At 67.3% G+C, this 20,422-nt stretch carries 18 protein-coding genes; 8 read left to right on the top strand and 10 right to left on the bottom strand.

Translation table 11 applies throughout. From position 1 onward, the window contains the following. Positions 1-12 precede the first annotated feature (12 nt). The gene (locus AC5L3X_RS11195; RefSeq protein ID WP_494856795.1) at positions 13-1,089 is read right to left on the bottom strand and encodes a HoxN/HupN/NixA family nickel/cobalt transporter; all 1,077 of its coding nucleotides are present in this window, start codon (positions 1,087-1,089) and stop codon (positions 13-15) included. Positions 1,090-1,414: 325 nt separating this feature from the next. Next, the gene (locus AC5L3X_RS11190) at positions 1,415-2,305 is read right to left on the bottom strand and encodes a MerR family transcriptional regulator (RefSeq protein WP_494856794.1); all 891 of its coding nucleotides are present in this window, start codon (positions 2,303-2,305) and stop codon (positions 1,415-1,417) included. Between the two features lie 45 nt (positions 2,306-2,350). Here AC5L3X_RS11190 and rplK point away from each other — a divergent pair, with 45 nt between their 5' ends. Further along, positions 2,351-2,776, top strand: coding sequence for a 50S ribosomal protein L11 (gene rplK / locus AC5L3X_RS11185; protein ID WP_494856793.1), 426 nt, complete (start codon positions 2,351-2,353; stop codon positions 2,774-2,776). 3 nt (positions 2,777-2,779) lie between these two features. Here rplK and tgmB read toward each other — a convergent pair whose 3' ends face one another. After that, positions 2,780-3,721, bottom strand: coding sequence for an ATP-grasp ribosomal peptide maturase (tgmB, locus tag AC5L3X_RS11180; RefSeq protein WP_494856792.1), 942 nt, complete (start codon positions 3,719-3,721; stop codon positions 2,780-2,782). Positions 3,722-3,748: 27 nt separating this feature from the next. Then, the gene (tgmA, locus tag AC5L3X_RS11175) at positions 3,749-3,991 is read right to left on the bottom strand and encodes a putative ATP-grasp-modified RiPP (RefSeq protein ID WP_494856790.1); all 243 of its coding nucleotides are present in this window, start codon (positions 3,989-3,991) and stop codon (positions 3,749-3,751) included. A 260-nt stretch (positions 3,992-4,251) separates the two neighbouring features. Here tgmA and AC5L3X_RS11170 point away from each other — a divergent pair, with 260 nt between their 5' ends. Continuing rightward, positions 4,252-5,100, top strand: coding sequence for an aldo/keto reductase (locus tag AC5L3X_RS11170; protein WP_494856789.1), 849 nt, complete (start codon positions 4,252-4,254; stop codon positions 5,098-5,100). A 93-nt stretch (positions 5,101-5,193) separates the two neighbouring features. Here AC5L3X_RS11170 and AC5L3X_RS11165 read toward each other — a convergent pair whose 3' ends face one another. From AC5L3X_RS11165 to AC5L3X_RS11145, 5 genes are all read right to left on the bottom strand, one after another. Beyond that, on the bottom strand, positions 5,194-6,396 hold the full coding sequence (locus AC5L3X_RS11165; protein WP_494856787.1) for an alginate O-acetyltransferase AlgX-related protein: 1,203 nt from the start codon (positions 6,394-6,396) through the stop codon (positions 5,194-5,196). Between the two features lie 9 nt (positions 6,397-6,405). Further along, the gene (locus AC5L3X_RS11160) at positions 6,406-7,842 is read right to left on the bottom strand and encodes an MBOAT family O-acyltransferase (RefSeq protein ID WP_494856785.1); all 1,437 of its coding nucleotides are present in this window, start codon (positions 7,840-7,842) and stop codon (positions 6,406-6,408) included. A 603-nt stretch (positions 7,843-8,445) separates the two neighbouring features. Beyond that, positions 8,446-8,673 (bottom strand): hypothetical protein, encoded by a 228-nt coding sequence (locus AC5L3X_RS11155; protein WP_494856783.1) that lies wholly within the window; start codon positions 8,671-8,673, stop codon positions 8,446-8,448. Positions 8,674-8,766: 93 nt separating this feature from the next. Continuing rightward, positions 8,767-10,545, bottom strand: coding sequence for a S1 family peptidase (locus tag AC5L3X_RS11150; protein WP_494856782.1), 1,779 nt, complete (start codon positions 10,543-10,545; stop codon positions 8,767-8,769). Between the two features lie 132 nt (positions 10,546-10,677). Then, positions 10,678-10,941, bottom strand: coding sequence for a winged helix-turn-helix domain-containing protein (locus AC5L3X_RS11145; RefSeq protein ID WP_494856826.1), 264 nt, complete (start codon positions 10,939-10,941; stop codon positions 10,678-10,680). Between the two features lie 178 nt (positions 10,942-11,119). Between AC5L3X_RS11145 and AC5L3X_RS11140 the strand changes: the two genes are divergently transcribed. The 6 genes from AC5L3X_RS11140 (at position 11,120) to AC5L3X_RS11115 (ending at position 19,478) form a co-directional block, all read left to right on the top strand. Next, positions 11,120-11,332 (top strand): DUF397 domain-containing protein, encoded by a 213-nt coding sequence (locus AC5L3X_RS11140; RefSeq protein WP_494856780.1) that lies wholly within the window; start codon positions 11,120-11,122, stop codon positions 11,330-11,332. Positions 11,333-11,415: 83 nt separating this feature from the next. Next, positions 11,416-11,817, top strand: coding sequence for a hypothetical protein (locus tag AC5L3X_RS11135; protein WP_494856779.1), 402 nt, complete (start codon positions 11,416-11,418; stop codon positions 11,815-11,817). A gap of 71 nt (positions 11,818-11,888) precedes the next feature. Next, on the top strand, positions 11,889-12,194 hold the full coding sequence (locus AC5L3X_RS11130) for a hypothetical protein (RefSeq protein ID WP_494856778.1): 306 nt from the start codon (positions 11,889-11,891) through the stop codon (positions 12,192-12,194). Positions 12,195-12,499: 305 nt separating this feature from the next. Beyond that, complete coding sequence (locus AC5L3X_RS11125) at positions 12,500-18,778, top strand: RHS repeat-associated core domain-containing protein (RefSeq protein WP_494856776.1); 6,279 nt, start codon at positions 12,500-12,502, stop codon at positions 18,776-18,778. A gap of 3 nt (positions 18,779-18,781) precedes the next feature. Beyond that, on the top strand, positions 18,782-19,024 hold the full coding sequence (locus tag AC5L3X_RS11120; protein ID WP_494856774.1) for a YxzC family protein: 243 nt from the start codon (positions 18,782-18,784) through the stop codon (positions 19,022-19,024). Further along, on the top strand, positions 18,987-19,478 hold the full coding sequence (locus tag AC5L3X_RS11115; RefSeq protein ID WP_494856772.1) for a hypothetical protein: 492 nt from the start codon (positions 18,987-18,989) through the stop codon (positions 19,476-19,478). Before AC5L3X_RS11120 ends, AC5L3X_RS11115 begins: the two co-directional genes overlap by 38 nt. Before the next feature lie 389 nt (positions 19,479-19,867). Here AC5L3X_RS11115 and AC5L3X_RS11110 read toward each other — a convergent pair whose 3' ends face one another. After that, the gene (locus AC5L3X_RS11110) at positions 19,868-20,314 is read right to left on the bottom strand and encodes a hypothetical protein (protein ID WP_494856771.1); all 447 of its coding nucleotides are present in this window, start codon (positions 20,312-20,314) and stop codon (positions 19,868-19,870) included. Between the last annotated feature and the right edge of the window lie 108 nt (positions 20,315-20,422).

Genomic DNA, 20,422 nt, shown 5'->3' with positions numbered 1-20,422 from the left:
CTGCAGCCTTTCTCAGGAAGGGGTGAGACTGGTTCCGCTGTCGCGTCCCCGTGACCTCCACCACAGCGCGGCCCCGCCCCAGCAGAGGGCGAAGATCGCCGCGATGCCGTAGCCCAGCAGCTCGAAGTGCTCGGCCAGCGCGCCCAGCGGACCGAGCCAGTCCACCTGGCCATGCTCCGTCAGCAACGCCGCGAAGTAGATGGCGGCGACGAATCCTGCGATCACCACGGTCATCGCCGTGGTGGCCGTGTTGAAGAACAACGTGCGAGCGGGGTCGCGATATGACCACGAGTAGACCCTGGTCATCAGCAGGGAGTCGGCGGTGTCGAAGGTGCTCATCCCCGCGGCGAACAGGAGAGGGAGGCTTAGCATCCCGAGCAGCGGCACCCCGCCTTGCGCCGTGGCCGAGGCGGCGAGGCCCAGCAGGGCCACTTCCGACGCCGTTTCGAGGCCCAGGCCCATCAGCAGCCCGACCGGATACATGTGCCAGGAGGACTTGATCAGCGAACGTATGCGACTGCCCAGCAGCCGGTGGACGATTCCGCGCTTGGCGAGCAGCCGCTCCAGGCTCTCCTCTGCCACCTCCGCGCGACGCAGGCCGCGCCGCAGCACCAGCAGGTCACGCAGGACGAACGCATTGAGCACCGCCACGAACAGCAGGAAGATCAGGGCGACGAGTTGCGCCAGCAGGGCGCCCGTCGTACGCGCCGCATCGAGGTCGGACTGGTGCAACGCGGCCGCCCCCAGCGCGACGACCACCGAGAGCAGCAGCACGACCGTGGAGTGCCCCATCGCGAAGAAGAAGCCGACTCCCAACGGCCGCCGACCGCGCAAGAGCATGAGGCGGGTGGTGTCGTCGATGGCGGCGATGTGGTCGGCGTCGAACGCGTGACGCACGCCGAGGAGGTACGCGAGGATGCCGGCGCCCGCGAGCCCGCCGGCCGTGGCCGGGTCTCCGGAGTAGAAGAGATACAGGGTGATGCCCAGCACATGGAGCAGCAGGATGGCGCCGCCGATGCCGGCCAGTCGGCGCCGTTCCGCGCCGGTCCAGCCTCCGGCCGTGGGGACGGCATTGGTCGTGTCCGTCACGGCCGGGCCCGCTGCGCGCGCGTTCCGGCAACTCGCCCCGCGAGCGTCCGGTCGGGTGTTGCACTCTCGCCGAGATTCGCGGACGACGTGGGGGGTCTGATCACGATCTACCTCGTCTGTGAACCTGATCCTGCGAATCGGAGGAGAGGCCACCTTCCCAGTTGCAGCTGTTAGGGCGGCGTTTCGAAAGGTTGTCCGCAATTCGATAACTAACGAGACACATTTGCCTGCAAATGGACTTTAACACTGTTTGTCTTATTTGAGGAAGTGGTTTCGGTCCCGGATTTCGGCCAGGTCCGAGGCTGCTCGCGGCACCCTGGCGACCTTACGTGCTCGGCAGGTTGCGCAAGGTGGCCTCGATCCAGTCGTACGCGATCGTGGGCTCCGGCGGCCAGGGCGTGCCCTGGATGATCGCCACCAGCTCCCACTGCCTGGCCGCCCGCGGATCGTGCTCGTCGAACGAGCGCAGCAGCTCCTCGCGGCTCAGCCCCATGAGCGCCAGAATCCGCTCCAGAACCGGCTCGGACTCGGGTGAGCCGGGCTCGACGCCCGCCCGCGAAGCGGTCATCGCCTCCCGCGTGACCTGGGCGTTGACCTCGTTCCAGGCGTCGACCTCCCTTCCCTCCTCCCAGAACTCCCTGCTCTGGCGGTGCAGGCGGGCGCGGTAGTCGGCGTCGGCGAGCAAGTCGGCCAGCTCCAGCCACGCGTCGAGTTGCTCGACGGTCGGCTCCTCGGGAAGCTCGGGGAGCAGGGCGTCGCGCCTGCAGGCCAGCCACTCGTGCAGCGCCTCGACACCGCCGCCGACCTCGTCGACGAAGTCGTCGAGCAGGAGCTCCATCTCGGCCGCGCCGACCCGGCCGAGCGCGTGGAGCCTGCGCAGATCCTCCTCGACGGGATCGCCGTCGCGGGCCAGCGTCGCCCTGAGCACCGCTCTGGTCCGCTGGAGCGACCTGAGCTGCGTCTCGACCGTCTTGAGGTGCAGATCGAGTACGTTCCTCAGCCGGCGGTCGCCGAGCGAGCGGATCGTGGCCAGGTCGACCCCGATCTCTCTGAGCGTGCGGATCAGCTCCAGCCGGGCCCGGTCCTCGTCGCCGTAGATGCGGTAACCGGCGGGAGTGCGCTCGCGCTCGGGCAGGACGCCCGCGTCGGAGTAGAAGCGGATCGTCTTCACCGGCAGGCCGGTGAGCTTGGCCAGGCGGCCGATCGTATAGCTCATAATGCGGTTGAGTCTCCAGTAACGGGAGACTTTACCGTATCCGGCATGGCGAAGAACAAGGTAGCCAGGGTCGTCACCCTGCACATTCGGGCCGGTGAAGCGGGCCCGGCGAACGTCGGCAAGGACCTCGGGCCGCTCGGCATCAACCTCATGGAGTTCTGCCGGCAGTACAACGCGCAGACTCAGGACCGGCGCGGGTTCGTGATCCCCGCCGTCATCACGGTCTATGAGGACAGGTCGTTCGAGGTCGTCACCAAGCAGCCGACCACGGCCTCGCTGATCCGCAGCGTCGCAGGGCTCGACGGCGGCAGCCCGCGTCCAGGTCACCAGAGCGGTGGTTCGATCACCCGTGCCCAGCTCCGCGAGGTCGCCCAGGCCAAACTTCCCGACCTCAACACCGCCGACCTGGACCAGGCCGAGAAGATCGTCGCGGGCACGGCCCGCTCCATGGGCCTCACCCTCCGCGATTGACGGTCAACCTTCGAGCAGTACGTCCGCGAAGGCGTGCGCCATCGCGGCGGAGTCGGGCAGCCAGGCCCACTGCCCGTTGGGGTTGCACTCGATGAAGACCCATTGATCGCTGACGGCTTCGAGAACGAAGTCGAAGCAGCCGAAGACCAGGCCGAATCGGTCGAGGTAGCCGCGTAGCGCGTGCTCGATCGACGCGGGCACGTCGATCGGGTCGTAGCCGATCTGATCCGGGTCTCCGCCGCGCCAGTCGAGCGTGTCGTCGGGCGCGGTGATCCTGCTGGCGAACACCTGACGCCCGATCACGGTCACCCTGGCGTCAGCGCACTTGCGCACCTCCTTCTGGAACAGGTGCGCGGTCACCGAGATCGAGTCGTCGAGCTCGTGCTCGGCGACCCGTTGTGTCCAGATCGCGGCGACACGGTCAGCTGGCTCGCGGGGGACGCCCCGAAACGATTTGTAGACGATCGGGCCGTGCTCCGCGGCGAACTTCCGCGCCTGCGACACGTCGTTGGTGATCAGGGTCTCCGGGACGGCCAGTCCCAGTTGCGCGGCCATCCGCAGCTGGGCGGGCTTGAAGTCGGCCCGGTTGATCGCCGCGGGATGGTTGACGTACGCGGCGCCGTAAAGGTCCTCAAGGAGGCCGCCGAGTCCGTGCTGGGCCTCGACGGCGGCGAACTCCGCCTCCCTGACGGGCAGGTGAGCGAATCGGGCGGAGAAAGGGGTGGGGCGGCGGTAGTACACAGCCCTGACGTCGTCGAACTCGATGTCGCGACTCGGTGTGCGGAGCCGGCCGGCCCACTTCTCGCGGCCGGCTCCCATGCGTGCGCCGAACGACAGGGCGTCGCCGATCTCGGCGGGATCCACGCGGGCAACCCGTACGTCGCGCTCGATCAGCGCCTCGATCACCAGGTTGGCGGTGATGTCCTCCGCGGACGTGATCACCATGACGGCGCCGCGCGGGGGCCGCATCCGTTACCGCTGGCCGCTGCTGGAGTCATCCTCCGCGTTGGGCGCGTTCTTCGTGCTGCCTCCCGGCTGGGACACCGTGAGCGCCGCGAAGACGCTGGGGTCGACGATGCGCTGCTTCTCGTCGTAGAAGTGGCTGAGCTGGGTGGAAGGATCGACTCGTGTCGTGGCGTACGGGGGCGAGACTTCTGGCAGGTCTTCCGATGCTCGTCCCAAACCCCAGGGCCGCGTGGGTTTACCAGTGGACATGGCGCATGACCCCTTCGGGAAGTCGAGGAGGATTCCTGTGCTAAAGGCTACCTGTCGAGGAGGCTTTCGCCCTCGGGGTGAACGGGACTGTGGCCTGCACCGTACCCAGGTCGGGCCTGTACGGGATCACCGGCTCGCCTCGTTCTGAGGCGATGACGCCGAGGGGAACTCCGCGCCAGAGGAGCATTCGTGATAGTTCCGGGCACAAGACGGGAAACGTCTGCCTGCCGAACGAGACCGAATCGGAGATCCATATGTCCATGTCGCCGCAGTCCGCGGGCACGTTCGCCATCGGGGACAAGACGGTCCACCGGCTCGGGTTCGGTGCCATGCGCCTGACCGGACCGGGCATCTGGGGGCCGCCCCGTGACCACGACGAGGCCATCAGGGTGCTGCGTCGCGCCGTCGAGCTGGGCGTCGACTTCATCGACACCGCCGACTCCTACGGCCCGTACATCAGCGAGGAGCTCATCCGCGAGGCCCTGCACCCCTACCCCGACCAGCTCCTGATCGCCACCAAGGCCGGGTTCGTCCGGACCGGCCCCGACGCCTGGCACATGCTGGGCAATCCCGCCTACCTGCGGCAGGAGGTGGAGATGAGCCTGCGCAGGCTCGGCCTGGAGCGGATCGAGCTGTTCCAGCTGCACCGCGTCGATCCCGAGGTGCCGCTGAGCGACCAGGTCGGCGAGCTCAAGGCACTCCAGGACGAGGGCAAGATCGGCAGCATCGGGCTGTCCGAGGTCGGTGTCGAGGAGATCGAGCAGGCCCGGCGCATCGCCGAGATCGTCACGGTGCAGAACCGCTACAACCTCACCGACCGCGTCTCCGAGGACGTCCTGGAGCACTGCGAGAAGCAGGGCATCGGCTTCATCCCGTGGAATCCCATCGCGGCGGGCGCACTGGCCGAGCCGGGCGGCCCGGTCGACCACGTCGCCCGAGCCACGGGCGGCACGCCCTCCCAGGTCAGCCTGGCCTGGTTGCTGGCCCGATCGCCGGTGATGCTGCCCATTCCCGGCACCGCCAGCGTCGCCCACCTGGAGGAGAACCTCGCCGCCGCGAGCCTGTCCCTGACCGCCGAGCAGGTGGCCGAACTCACCACGCGCACCTGACGGCGCGGCGGGCGGCGCCGGCGAAGCTCCTACGTGGCGGGAGGCGGCGCCGGGATGCTCCTACGTGGCGGGAGGCGCGGCGCCGGGATGCTCCTACGTGGCTTCCCGCAGCGCCTGCTCGACGGCCAGGAGCGTGGCGTCGTCCAGCATCTCGCCGTGACCGCCGACGAAGTAGCGTTCCACCATCTCGAAGATCACCACGTCGCTCGCCGCGATCCGCTCCACCACCTGCCCCGTCCCCGCCCTGGCGGGCGCGTCGCTGCGCATCACGGTCAGGTCGGCGAAGTACGGCGTGACCCAGGGCGCCGAGTTCCGGGTGAACGAGTCGCCGATCAGGACGGTCTTCGGCTTGAACAGCGGGGCCTTCCTGGAGGTGTTGGACACCCCGAACCACAGGGGCGTCCCGCTGTCGTCCCGGCTCACCTGGCGAACGCCGTCGCGCTTCAGGCTCCACAGCTCGATGACCTCCTCCCGGGGGACGCCCATCAGCGGGCCGAGGTCTCCCGTCCTGGCCTGGCTGCCGGCCCGGGTGAGCGTGGTGCCTTCGGTGAGACCGGGCTGGACGGCCTCGGCGAGCAGCGTGCCGTACAACGCGGCGGAGCGGTCGTTCCAGTGGCTGTCGGTGCGCCAGTAGACCGGCTTGCCCGTCTCGTTCCGCATTGCCAGCAGGGCCGAGCGGAGGTCGACGTACCCCTCCGGATCGACGCGCTCCAGCGCGGCCCAGAACTCCCGCTTGCGCCGCTCCATGCAGCCCTTGCCGAGAAACCGCTCCGGCAGCCGCTCGGGATGGACGGTGGTCTTGTCGGGGGCCACGGTGAACACGAATTTCCTGCCGGACTGCCGGACGATCTGCGCGAGGCGGTGGACACGGTCCAGCGTCTCCTCGATCGACCACTTCGGCCTGCATCCCTCGGCCACGTCGTCTCCGAAGTAGAGCCATCCGTCGCGGCCCTCGATCACCCTCGGGTACGTCGGCGGCCCGCCGGAGTGGTAGGTCGGAGGCTGCTCGAAGAGCAGGTGGGACAGTGCGGCGTTGCCGCTCACCGCGTGCTGCCGCAGCGGCAGATGGGCGTTCGCCCAGGATTCGAGCTTGGGGATGACCGCCCATCCCTCGGTGAGGTCCGGGAAGCCGGGGAGCTTCCGGTTCTCCAGTTCCACGGCCCGCGCGCCCGTGGCGAACGCCACCACGGGGCCGAAGAAGAGCAGTCCCGCGGCGAGAACGGCCGCCGCGCGCCGGGCGCGCGGCCGGCGGACGCCGGTGTTCTCCCCGGGTCTCGTACTGTCGGACGACGTCATTGACCTGCCTCAGAACTGGTAGTAGAGGAACGGGCTGAACGTGCCGGCGGCGACGAGCACTCCGGCGTACGGAGCCGCCACCCACGTCATCACCGCACGCGCCGCCGTCGCCACGGGCCCCCGGCCCGTCTCGACCAGCCGGCCGAACGAGAACGAGACGGGGAACAACACGACGGCCAGCGCGAGGACGAGGATGAGCGAGCGCTGACGATCGAGCGCGAACACGACGAACTCATCCGGAGCGCCCGGCTGCCAGGTGAACATCGCGCCGAGCATGTGCACGGCCTCGGTCATGGTCTCCGCGCGGAAGAACACCCAGCCGACCACCACCAGCAGGAAGGTCACCGCCCGGCGCGCCACCAGGAGGAGGACGTTCTCCGGCAGCCGATCGAATCCGCACGCCCGCTCGAACACGAGCAGCATGCCGTGGTAGAGCCCCCAGGCGAGGAACGTCCAGTCGGCGCCGTGCCACAGCCCGCAGAGGACGAAGATGACGCACAGGTTGCGGTAGGTGGCCAACCGGCCGTGACGGTTGCCGCCGAGCGGGATGTACACGTAGTCCCGGAACCACCGGGACAACGACATGTGCCAGCGTCGCCAGAAGTCGGTGATGGAGTACGCCGAGTACGGGCGATCGAAGTTGTCCGGCAGCCGGAAGCCGAGCATCAGGCCGAGACCGATGGCCATGTCCGAGTATCCGGAGAAGTCGAAGTAGATCTGGATGGCGTAGGCGAGCGCCCCGAGCCACGCCGTCGCCGTGGTCATCTGCCCGTCCGCCTGCGCGAAGGCCGCGTCCGCGACCGGCGCGATCGAGTCCGCGATGATCACCTTCTTGGCCAGCCCGAGGGCGAAACGGGGGAAGCCCGCGGCCAGGTCGTCCAGTTTCCGGCGATCGGTGTCGGCGAGCTGTTCGGAGATCTCGTGGTAGCGGACGATGGGTCCGGCTACGAGCTGCGGGAACATCGCGATGTAGGTGACGAACTGAACCGGGCTCTTCTGCGCGGGCCGGCTGCGCCGGTAGACGTCCACCACGTAGGACAGGTGGTGGAAGGTGAAGAAGGAGATGCCGATCGGCAGCGCGAGACTGATGATCGGCGTGTGTCCCAGCCCGAGCGCGCTCGACAGCGCGTCGATCTGCTGGCTGGCGAATCCGGCGTACTTCCAGACGGCCAGGATCGTCAGATTCCACACCACGGTGGCGATCAGTAACCACAGGCGGGGCCGGGGCCGGTCGCGCAGCCGATCGGAGTCGATCGCGATACCGGCGGCGTAGTTCACCGCGATGGCTGACAGCAGGAGTCCGGTGTAGGCGCCCGCGCCCCAGGTGTAGAAGACCAGGCTGACCACGGCCACCAACGCGTTGCGCCACCGGCCGGGGAGCAGCCAGTAGGCCACGAGTGTGACCGGCATGAAGAACCAGAGAAAGATCGGTGAGGCAAAAGACATCGGTCTCCTGAGCGGCGACAACGGAGGTCCAGGAGAGCGCGCGAGGGAAAATCGGGTCCTGTGCCCGTTATGGGGACGCGCGCGAAATTTCCGGGCCGCACACGGAAAGGACGGACCGGATCACCCGGTCCATGACCTGTATCCCCACGCCTGGACAGCACCCGGGCCCTGCCGCGTCGCACCGCCCCGACGCCCTGGCCACCGGTCGGCGCGGGGACGCCGGACCAGTCTTGGCCGCCACCGTCGTGACCCCGGCCTCGGCAACCCTCAAGCGGCGCCGCTCTGGGTCATATGTGCCCCCGTCTCGCTTCGCGGGAGACCCGCGCGTCACCGGCTGTGCCGTCGCATCGGAGAACCACCGGCGAAGCCCCTGCCCAACCACCCCCGGTCGGACGCGGGACCACGGTCTTGGCCCACGCGAGCGGAACGCCCCCTCGATCAGCTCTTCGCGGACCTCCAGAATTCCGGTGATCTGAACATCGCGAAAGTGTAGCAATCAGGAGTAAAGCCCTTGTAAGCAGATTTAACAGCGCCATCGACAACATGTGGTTCGGTGGTTCCCGGACCGATCGCATCGCGCTCTGACCTGGCCGACCGCCCCGGTCAAGAGGAGCGAGGATGCCGCCAGGGTCCGCCCTGGCCCTGATCCGACAAGGGCCTGCGTAGTTCCTGCCAGATGGCGACGCTCACCGTGCCCCAGCCGATGGTGAGCCCGACGTAATCGGACAATTCGATCGGGACGCCCCACCAGATGCCGAGCGTGAGAAGGATGGTCATGACCAGCCAAACGACGGCCATGCCGTTCCAGAAGGACAGCATGTCGTTGCTCATGCCGTTGATCGAAACATGATGAGGAATGTGAGCGCTAGCCCACTTTTCCGCACGTAAGTGTTCCTCAGCACCTTGACCGGCGGAAAACGTGGGCTAGCGGGAATTGTCGTCCGGCGGGGGAGCGAACTCGCCATAGCGGACGGACCGGTTCTGGTCCCATCTGGGCGGCTGGCCCTGGCCTTGAGGGGGCCATGGGGGCGCCTGCTGACCGGATCCGTGCTGGAGGTGGCCGTTGTGCGGGGCCGACCCGTACGGCGGGGCGCCGTATCCGCCGGGGGCGTACCCGTTGGGGTCGTACCCGCCGGGGCCTCCCTGCCCGTACGGTCCCTGCGCCGGCTGGGCCGGAGGCGGGAGCTGGGCCTGACCTGCCGGCAGCTGCTGCCAGTGAGGCGGCGGCACCGCGCCGTACCCTCCGCCACCGGGCGGGCCGAAAGGCGGCTCGGGACGACGGCGGCGACGGCGCAGCAGCATGACCACGACCAGGATGAGCACGACGACGAGCAGCACGCCGGCCCCGATCAGCACCCACATCAGGATCGGCTTGGGTGACTCGTCCTTGCCCGCCGAGATCGCCTGCTGCGAGTCGCTGATGTGCTTGGCGACGTACGGGTGGTTCGGGAACAACGCCTGGACCTCACGGAACTTCGGCAGCGCGTCCTCGTAGTAGTGCCGGAAGTAGTCGTTCAGCGCCTCGTTGTAGCGGGTCGTCGTGACGGCCTGGGCGGGCTTGATGTTCTTCTCGCCGAGCTTCTCCTTGATGATGCTCACCGGCAGGACGAAGCTCTCGCTCTCCGAGGCCTCGCCGCCCTCGCTCACCGTGCCGGCGATCAACATGCCGATGACCTTGCCGTCCCTGCTGAACACCGGGCCGCCGGAGTTGCCGTGGTAGGAGGGCGCCTGGGTCTGGATGTACGGCACGCCGGTCTGCGTGGCGCGCTTGGCGTTGTACGGGCCCTCGGTCAAGGCCGGCTCCAGCCTGGACTCCAGGCTGAAGAACGCCGTGTTGGTGACCAGCCCGGGGAAGCCGCTGATGTAGAGGGTGTCGCCGGTACGCACGTCGGCGTCGTCGCCGAGCGGCACGGTCGGCAGGTTCTGCTGGCCGTTGACCTTGAGCAGCGCGAAGTCCTTGCCCGGATAGCTCTCGCCGACCGACACCAGCTCGGCCGGGACCGGCTTGGCGGTCTTGTCCACGCCGCCGCCGGGCAGGCTCTGGATCACCGACAGGCTCTGCTTCAGGTTGCGGAGCTTCATGTGGCCGGTGTTGAAGGTGACGTAGATCTGCTGCGCGAGCTTGACGATCTCCTCGTCGGCCTCGATGCCCCGCAGGCCGCTGATGATCTCCTTGGCGTCCTGCTTGTTGAACTTGGCCAGCGCCTGCTGCGCGAACAGCTGGCTGAGCTCGCTCTCGCCGACCTGCACGCAGTGCGCTCCGGTGACCATGTAGCCGTCGGGGGTGACCCACCAGCCGGTGCACAGGCCGCCGACCTCGGCGTCGACCGTACGCTCGGGGGTGGTCGCGGTGAGGTAGGTGTCGACGTTGGCCGCGATCCGCTGGAAGATCCACTTGGCGATGCTGCGCTCGTCCGAGGAGATCTTGCCGGACAGCACGGTGGCGGTGGCCTGCTCGACGAGCCGGTTGAACGCGTTCTCGTTGATGGTGCTGGTCGGCACGGCGACCGTGCCGGTGTAGGTGAAGCTGGTCAGCTGCACCGCCGGCTGGGTGCGCGCCGCCAGCCAGGTGCCGACGGGCACGTCGGGCCGCGCATCGGGCGCCTCGTCAGCCGCCGCGGGGAGGGCGGGCAGCGTCACCGCCATCACCACCGCCGCGGCTGCGGCGATCTTCGTAAACCTTTTCCTGAAATATCCGCTCACAGCTGGAAATGGTGGGCGATGGCTCTTGTGCTCGGCTTGGAACCAGCTTGGGGACCCGGCCTCATCGACGAGAACCTGCGTCAGTGGCTCCAGTCGCCTCCGGCCGTGCCAGGTAGAACTTGCGGCTACGTTTCAGGATGCGTCGTCACGGCGGAGGACGACGGATCCTCTGCCGGGCTTGGTGATGATCAGCCCGCGTTCGCGGAGAATCGCGAACGCCTTGCGGATGGTCGCCCGGCCGACGCCGAAGTGGTTCTGAAGTCGCACTTCAGACAGCACGGTGCGCGGAGGGTAGTCGCCGGATTTGATCCGTCCTCCGACCCAGTCCGCGATCTGCTCGTAGCGGTAGAACTCCGGATTCCAATCATCCGCGGTCCAAGGCGACTCAGGCAACATCACAGGCGGACCCTAAACCGACACCGACTTCTATAGATAGACCTAACAGTATAGACCGCGTCTGGGCTAGGCATGTACAGGTCGGACTAGGTTGAGCTAAGGTCGCCCTGTGACGCTCGGTTACGGGATGTCACTGAAGCCGTGTCGGGAGTAGAGCCAACCGAGAGGAGATCGCGTCATGGATCTGTACGGCAGTCACCTTGAAGGGGTGTCGTTCAGCAGGTTGTGTGGCGGTAACCAGCAGGAGGAGGATATGGAGAGCTGTGTCCTGATCGCTCCGATTCCTGGCATCGAGGACGCCTATGCCGTCTGTGACTCGAAGAACCCGGACGCCGGGACACTCCGGTTCACCGGTGACGAGCTTCGGGCCGCCGGACTGACCACGATCTAGGCATCACCCCGAGCACGGCGGTCCCTGCCTGGTCGAAGCAGACAGGGACCGCCGCCCCCAGCACTCTACGGGAGCGCCTGTCCATGCATTGGCACGCCTATCAGTGGCTCGGCGCGGGCGCCGACCGTGGCAACGAGGCCGAGCGCCGACCGGCCTCGCCCGACTTTCTCGCCTCGATGGTGCCGCCGATGCGGACCGGTGACTGGCTGGCCAAGCCGGCGTCGCGGATCGCGGCGACGTTCCACGAGGTCGAGCAGGCGGCGGGCTGGATGGCGGGCGAGTACGGCAAGGTGCGTGGGGCGTTGCTCCTGCCCGAGGGGATCCCGCTTGAGGAGCGGCTGATCGGCGCGCGTGACCTGCTGCCGCGTGGCGTGGACGTGCAGTGGGGCGAATGGCTGCACGGTGGCCGGTTCGTCACGATCGGCATGATCTGCTGCCCGAACCGGCATGTCCAACATCCCTGCCCGACCACGTCGTCCCGCTGAGCAGCCTGCGGCGGCTCGCCCACCGAGTTCACGCGGGTTCGGCGGGGGTCACGTGTCGGGAGCCTGACGACGTGATCGGCCTGAAGGTCGCCATGGTGGTGAAGGAGCTCTACGGCCCGCATGTGGCCCGCGTACGGGAGGGGCACGAGGTGATCGACTGGTCCGACCCGGTGCCCAGGTCTGAGTCCGTCAGGGTGCGGAGCCACACGTGTGAGTGCCTGGTGACGGTGTACGAGTTGTGCGCGGCCGGCGGGCTGGTACATATGCGCCGGACGGTGCGGGCGTCCGGCGGCAACGGGGTCAGCGAGAGCCCCTGGCTTCGTGCCGCCGAGGGAAACCGGCTGTGGGAGAGCCTTCTCGCAGGTGGCGCGCGGTAGCGCGAGAGGTTGTACTGACGTGGAACCGACCTCCGCTGGGGCCTGCTGGGCCGTGAAAGTGACGTAAATCATAGTGAGTGATTTGGTTCGGGAAAGCGGCTTCCGTGCCACATGCGTTGACCAGCCCGGCATGGCATGCGTGATTGACAAATTCTGACTGTGAGCGTCGGGTAAGTGACGCTCCCGCCGTTGACCGATCTTCGTTCGTCGATCACATTCCGTTTGATCGTTCTTATGTCTGCCTTAGGCGCGCGAAAGGCCTCTTTGCCGAGGTCTGCGGCAGCGTGCCCTTGAAGGGATGCGGGATGCGGAGTCGACGTCTGCCGATGTTGTTCGCGGCGCTGATCATCGGGCTTTGCTCGCTGGTGCTGATCTCGAGCGTCGGGGTGCCGGACGGGCTGGTGTCGCGTGCCGCCGCCGCTGCGCCTGATCCGGAGCAGTCGGTGGACGGGCGCTTGGTGCCCGGCAAGAAGGTGGTCAAGGGTGCGGAGGAGTCCGTGCCGAAGGTGGAGCGGAAGAAGCCGGTGTGGCCGAAGGCGGGCGCCGCTGAGGTGCGCATGCCTGAGGTTGGCAAGGTCTCCGAGGTCGGGGCGCTGCCGGTGCGGGTTGGCCCGGTCAAGGGCGCGGGAGTGGACCAGGTCAGGGTGGAGACCTTGGCGCCGGAGGCGGTGCGCTCGCTGGGCGGGTTCGGGATCGCCGCGAAGGTGGCGCGGGCGGACGGTGGGGGCGCTCCCGGCAAGGTGCGGGCGGAGTTCTCCTATGCCGGGTTCCGGGATGCCTATGGCGGAAACTTCGCCAATCGGCTGCAGCTCGTGCGACTGCCCGCGTGTGTGCTGGAGACGCCGCGTCCGCGCTCGTGTGTGGTGCAGCCGTTGGTGGTGGCGTCGGTCAATGACGTCAAGGCGGGGAGGCTGACCGCGGAGGTGGAAGCGACCCCGCTCGGTGCTGTCGCGCCGCGGGTCAAGCCGGTGACGCCGGGCAAGGACAAGAAGGCGGCGGCCGCGCAGGCGGCGCGGGCGGCGCTTGAGGCGCAGTTCGCGGCGGGGTCGGTGTATCTGCTGGCGGCCGGCCTGACCGGGCCGGACGGTAACTGGGGTGCGACGGATCTGAAGCCGTCGGGCACCTGGCAGGCGGGCACGTCCGGTGGCGGATTCGACTATGACGTGCCGCTGCCCGAGGCGCCGTCGCCCGCGGGCAACGGCCCGGATCTGTCGCTGCAGTACGACGCGTCGTCGGTGGATGGGCAGGGGCGGTGGACCAACAACCAGTCCGGCGTGGTCGGGGTGGGCTGGGATCTGAACGCGGGGTTCATCGAGCGGCGCTACCGCCGCTGCTATGTGGACAACTGGTACAGCGATGACACCGGTGAGTTGATCTGGAAGGCCGAGGAACTGGGCATCGGCGGGAAGGCGTTGTGCTGGGAGTCGCCGGACCAGAACGACGGTGACGCGTCCACCAACGACCAGACGCAGTCGGATCTGGTGCTGTCGGCAGGTGGCCGGTCAGCGTCGATCGTGCAGGATCGTACGTCCGGCGCTTGGAAGACGGTGCCGGACTTCGGCTGGAAGATCGAGCAGGTCGCCGGGGGCGCGGACGGGCAGCCGTACTGGAGGATCACCAGCCAGGACGGTCAGGTGTGGCGGTTCGGCTACAACCGGGACGCCCAGTGGCAGACGCCGTACGTGGGTAACGAGCACGACCCGCTGGTGGTGGCCGATGAGCCGTGTTACGACCGCTACTACTACGACGAGATTCCGCCGACGTGTACCGGGGTGTGGCGGTGGAACCTGGACCAGGAGGTCGACAGCAACGAGAACGTGATCGACTACTCCTACACCCGCGAGACCAACTACTTCTGCCTGCCTTCGTGCCTGCATGAGACCTACCGGGTGCTTCCCTACGATCGGGGCGGGTTCCTGGCCGAGGTGCGGTGGGGGCACAACACGCAGGTGGCCGGCAGCGTGCCGACGGCGCGCACGATGTTCACCACTGCGGCCCGCGATGGCGATGACATCCCCACCGACCTGCTGTGCACGACGCAGGTGGGGTGCGCCAACGATGCGATCGCGTTCTACTCCACCCGCAAGCTCACCTCGGTGCGCACCGAATCGAAGAACCCGGTCTCGGGCGTGTGGGATCCGGTGGACCGGCTGGACTTCACGCACGAGTGGATCTACCAGCGCACCGACTACGCCTGGGCCTACGACCCGGTGATGTGGCTGGACACCGTGCAGCAGACCGGTCTGGCGGGCGGGTCGCAGGTGGTGTTGCCGCCGCTGGACTTCGACGCGGTGATGCTGGCCGGGAAGATGGACTACGACACCATGTCGGACTGGACCGACCTGCTGTCGTGGCGGATGGTGCCGCGCATCGCAGCCATCCGCAACGGGATGGGCGGCCGCGTCGAGGTCACCTACGGTCAGGCTGATCCGTGTGGCGGCGGCAAGGGCCGAGTCGGTGGCAACTATCTGGCCGACCAGGTCGGCGACTGCTATCAGGTCGACATGGGCAGCGACCCCGACCAGGGGTACGAGACCTGGAGCCGGTTCTTCAAGCAGCTCGCGGTCAAGGTCGTCGAACGCGACATGGTGGCCGGCTCACCGGACATGGTCCACGCCTACGAGTTCGTCGGCAGCCCTCGCTGGAACGACCCGAGGCAGCCGGCCGAGCCCGGCCAGGCACCGCCCGCGTCGGACTGGCGTGGCTACAGCCAGGTCCGCACCGTCGAAGGCTCCGGCACCGATCCGTCCGCCTACACGGTCACCAGCCGCACGTTCCTGCGCGGCACCGGCGAGACGGTCACCAACTTCGACGGCGGCACGGTCACCGATGTGCCGATCCTGCAGGGCAACGTGCTGCAGGAGCAGTCGTGGAAGATGACCGCGCTCAGCCCGCGTGCCTACACCGAGGTCGACTCCACCCGGTATGAGTACACGATCCAGAACACCGGCAACGGACCCGGCACCATGGACCCGGCGTACGTGCTGACCACCCGGGAACGATCGCGCGAGAAGCTCAGCACCGGTGCCTGGCGCTACACCGACGAGCGGACCGCTTACAACGCCGACGGCCTGCCGATCAAGGTCAACGACTACGGCCAGGAAGGCGTGGCCGGCGACAACACCTGCACCAGCTCCACCTACGCCCGCAACACCGACGCCGGGCAGTGGCTGACCGCCTTCCCCTCCGTCGTCGAGGAACGAGCCGGCGACGACTGCACGACGGGGACGCTGATCGGCAAGACGATCACCTTGTACGACCTGGGCAGCGACCCGGCCACCAACAAGCCCAGCGATGGCAACCCCACGGAGGTCCGCTCCTACGCCAACGCGAGCACCATCTCCACCGCCAAGGCGACCTTCGACGACTACGGCCGCTCGCTGACCTCGACCGATCCGCTGGGCAGGACCACCGCCACCGCCTACAGTCCGGCGACCGGCTGGCCCGGCACCGGGGTGACCACCACCAACCCGCTCGGTCACACCGTCACCGCCAAGCTGTCGCATGTGCTGGGTGAGCCGGTCCTGGTCACCGACGCCAACGGCAAGGTCACCGAGATCGACTACGACGCGCTCGGCCGTACCACCGCGTTGTGGAGACCCGGCCAGCCGCGCAGCGGCGGCACCCCCACAGCCACCGTCGCTTACACCATTCCGTTCGACGGCTGGTCAGGCCAGCCCACCGCGCCGATCAAGACCACGGTCAACCAGTTGCTGTCCGGCACCGGCGGCAACGCCACATGGACCAGCACCCACAGCTACGACGATGGCCTCGGCCGCACCCGGGAGGCGCAGACCGCCTCACCGTCCGGCGGGCGGATCGTCACCGCCACCACCTACGACCCGCGCGGCCTGACCGTGACGGAGTCCGAGCCGGTGCACAACACCGACCCGCCCGGCAGCGGCCTGCTCAACCCGGCGACCACGGGTCTGCCGCAGTGGACCAAGACCGTCTACGACGACCAGGAACGGCCGGTCGCCGCGATCGCCTACCACCTGGGCACCGAACTACGCCGCACCAGCACCGCCTACCCGGGCAGCGAGCGCACCGAGGTCACCCCGCCGGTCGGCGGCAAGACCGCCACCGTCACCGACGTGTTCGGCCGCACTGTCAAGGTCGAGGAATGGTCCGACGCCACCAACCACGCCGACACCGGCTACGGCTACGACCTGAACGGCAACCTCACCACGATGACGGACGCCAACGGCAACGTCCGCACCTACACCCACGACTGGCTCGACCGGCGCACCGCCGCAACCGACCCCGACGCCGGCACCTCCAGCCACGGCTACGACCTGGCCGGACGGCAGCTCTGGAGCATCGACGGCAACAACCAGAAGATCTCCAGCAAGTACGACGAGCTCGGCCGCCGTATCAGCCAGTGGGCCGGCGAGCCGGACACCGGGACGAAGCTCGCCGAGTGGACCTACGACACCGTGGCCAAGGGCCAGCCCACCGCCGCCACCCGCCACGTCGGAGGCAGGGCCTACACCCAGACGGTCACCGGCTACGACAGCGACTATCGGCCGATCGCGACCAAGGTCACCGTTCCGGCCGGCGAAGGCGCACTCGGCCGCGACTACGCCTTCACCTCCGTCTACGACGCCGCCGGGAACCTGCGCGAGCAGACGCTGCCCGAGGCCGGTGGCTTACCGGCGGAGAAGCTGACCTTCTCCTACACCGACCTCGGCTTCGCCAAAGGCATGACCTCCGACCTGGCCGGCGGGTTCACCTACGTCAAGGACACCACCTTCACGTTGACCGGCAAGCTGGAAAGCCGGTCGCTCGGCACGAACGGCCAGATCAAACGCCTCCTCGAACGCGACTCCACGACCGACTGGTTGTCGCGCGTCACCACCCAGACCAAAGCGAACACCCCCACCCCGGACACCGTCCAGGACGACCGCTACAGCTACAACCTCGCCGGCAACATCACCCGTGTCCTGGACGCCGCCTCGGCCACCAGCGGCACCGTCGGCCAGTCCGAATGCTTCACCCACGACGGCCTGCTCCGGCTCAAGGCCGCCTACACCACCACCGCGAGCTCCTGCACCGGCACCGGCGACGGCCTGGGCATTGACCCCTACAACCAGGCCTACGCCTACGACAAGGTCGGCAACCTTACCACCCTGACCGACAACGGCCAGATCGCCACCTACACCTACCCCGCACCCGGCCCCACCGCGGTCCGCCCGAACGCGGTCACCGCCATCACCCGCCCCGGCGGCACCGACACCTACGCCTACGACAACGCCGGACAACTGGCCGCCCGCACCGTCGCCGGCGAACAGGCCACCCTCACCTGGAACCCGCTCGGCCAGCTCGACCAGGCCACCATCGACGGCCAGAACACCTCGATGGTCTACGACGCCGACGGCGAACGCTTGCTCCGACGCGACCCCGACGGCAGCACCACCCTCTACCTCGGCCCGATCGAGCTGCGACTGGCCGCAGGACAAGTCACCGCCAAGCGCTACTACAGCGCCTCCGACGCGTCCCTGATCGCCATGCGCCAGACCAGCGGCCTCACCTGGATGCTCGCCGGCCAGCACGGCAGCACCCAACTCGCCATCAACGACACCACCGGCTCTGTCAGCCGGGAGCGCTACCTGCCCTTCGGCAAGCGCCGCGGCACCGACGACCTGCCCTTCACCGACCGCGGCTTCCTCGGCAAGACCGAAGACCCCTCCACCGACCTCACCTACCTCGGCGCCCGCTACTACGACCCCGCCATCGCCAAGTTCATCTCCACCGACCCCGAACTCGACCTGCGCACCCCCGAATGGGCCAATCCCTACAGCTACGCCGCCAACAACCCCATCGACCAATCCGACCCCGACGGCCGCCGCGTCGACACCGGCAACGCGAAATCCGACAAGGCTTTCGCGAAGACCCACAAGGCCAGCGGCGTGAAGAAGCAGAAATATGAGATGAAGCTCGAGAAGAAGCACAAGAAAGCCGTCGCTGCTCAGGACCGGAAAATGAAGCGGCAGCGGGCTGGCGAGAATGCTCGGGACGCGCTGATACGCGATAAAAAAGAGGTGGGTGAGAACTTCCGACGCAGAACACAGCGCACCACCAACAAGGGGGAGATGTGCAAGCGCTCCCCGGACTGCGGTGCAGGATATGCCGAGGAGACAGACGATGCGGCCGTCGCCATTGGGGCGGTCACCGGCATCGGAGGCATCGCGAGAGGTACACTCCGCGCATTGCTGGGCAGCGGAGCCAAAAAAGTCGCTACCAGTGGCGCTAGGAGCTCTACTGCATCTAGCGCCGCGAATGGCGAGCGCCTTAGACAGCATCTAAGTCAACTCGAGAAGTACGGTAGGGCTGGCCATCGAACTCTCGGCAACGGAAGAATCAGATACTACGGAGAGATAAAGCCTGCGAGCAAGCCTGGTGAAATGATCGGCCGTAGAACTGTCCGTGAATGGGATCCCGCCACAGGCGCAAAGCGCACCTGGCAGGAAACCATAGACAGATCCGGGAGAATCCGTCAGGTTCGCCCTCAGGAAAGTATCACGGACGGGAAGAAGGTACACTACACATTCGACAGGGACGGAAACTATACCGGGAAATGGTAGCATATGGAGCCCAAACGCGATACCTTGCGCAAAGCAATCATAGACATGCTGGACGGGCATCGAACCCGAGAGGATGTCGCCTCATGGGCCGAGCGTTTGATGCTAGATCTAGAGGATACGAAACTATCTGATCCGGCGATCTGGGATTCTCTGCAAACGCTGGCTGGGGCAGATCTGAAAGATGCCCCAGACAGTTACCTTCATAACAATGAAGACCTCCGTGCTTGGATGGCTGAATTGGATTGAGGTCAGCCGCAACCTTGGGGATGGTGACATGTCCACTGTCGTAATTCCCATGCACAAAGAACCCGGAAGCGCCGTCGGGCTCGCTCGGATTCTCAACAAGTTCCCTGCAAATATGTGGACCTGGAGCATACTGGAACTTTGGGGAACAGGCACTGCACCTCAAGGGATGACGATGCAGTCTTTCGAAGACCTTATCTCGTCCTCCGATGTCGGCTATCCGCTGAGCTGGCGCGAGCTGATAGGGGTCGCTTCCGGTCTAGATCAAATTCACGACTGTCTGATCATGGCCACTGAATCCCGTCGCGCCCTCTCACGTCAAATTGTCCGGCAGGCTTCAAATCCAGAACTTCTCGTAGTGATCGAAGGTTTGGACAGCACTCAATGGGACATCGGGATCAACGAACATCTCGATGGAGCCGAGGAAATAAGAGAGCGGCTTACGTCACTGAGATGATCTCAGCGAAATCATTCGTGGCGATTGGGGATTTATGGGATGCAGTCGGTGATGTTCCGGGCTTTTCGGGAGGAGTCGTCGAAGGCCGGAGACAGGCCGGCTGCGTGGCACCCCGAAGACAGCCGGGCCCTGAGCCCGTTCCGGCAAGGCGGTCATGGCGCTGTGCTGGTTCCGCGGCGAGCACGACATCCCCAAACTCGGCCGCGACCGCCGCGTCTCGCGCGCCACCACCTACCGCGAGGTCGAACCCGGCTCCGTCCACGATCTGACCGCCGCCCGCACCGCGATTCACCCAGCCGCGGCCGGTGAACCGGGCACTCGCATCGCGCGGCAGGCACCCGCCGCGACGGTCCCCAGGCCCGCTGAACGCGGACGTGAAAGGGCGACCCTCACCTGGTACGCCGGTGGGTCAGGATTCCCACGACCAGCAGGACGATCGCACTGCCGTAACCGGCCACCGGCAGCAGACGCCACAGCAGCCACGGGATCCTTCCTTCCCAGCCCGCGCAGCCGAGCAGCGTGAAGTACGAGAACGCGATGAACACCCAGTCGAGCGCGACCACCGCCACGACCAGAATGGTGAGCAGCCCCACCATCGTGCTGAGCGGTCGCCTCGCCCAGGCGGCGACCAGGGTTGACAGTAAGACACTCACGGAGGGCAGGCCGTTCAGGACCAGTGTGTGTTCGAGCACGGGTTCACGCAGACGGAGCCATGCCCAATGAAGATCGGACCACAGCTCCGCCAAGCCGAACGGAAGCGAGTCATAGCCGGCGCAGCCGGCCGCACCGTCCCCCTCGAAGAGATGCGGCAGCCACAGGGACAGGAAACTCAGCACGCACATCACCAGTGCGGCCGACCACCATCGCAGATAGCGGCTTCGAGGCATGGGGCTGCCTTTCAAGGCGCATGATCGACAGCGTCGGCCGTAGTCCCTCCTGTGGGC

This window comes from Nonomuraea sp. CX421 (genome assembly GCF_059358955.1).
The sequence above is the reverse complement of the archived record's forward strand: the minus strand, read 5'-3'. Positions and strand labels throughout refer to the sequence as shown.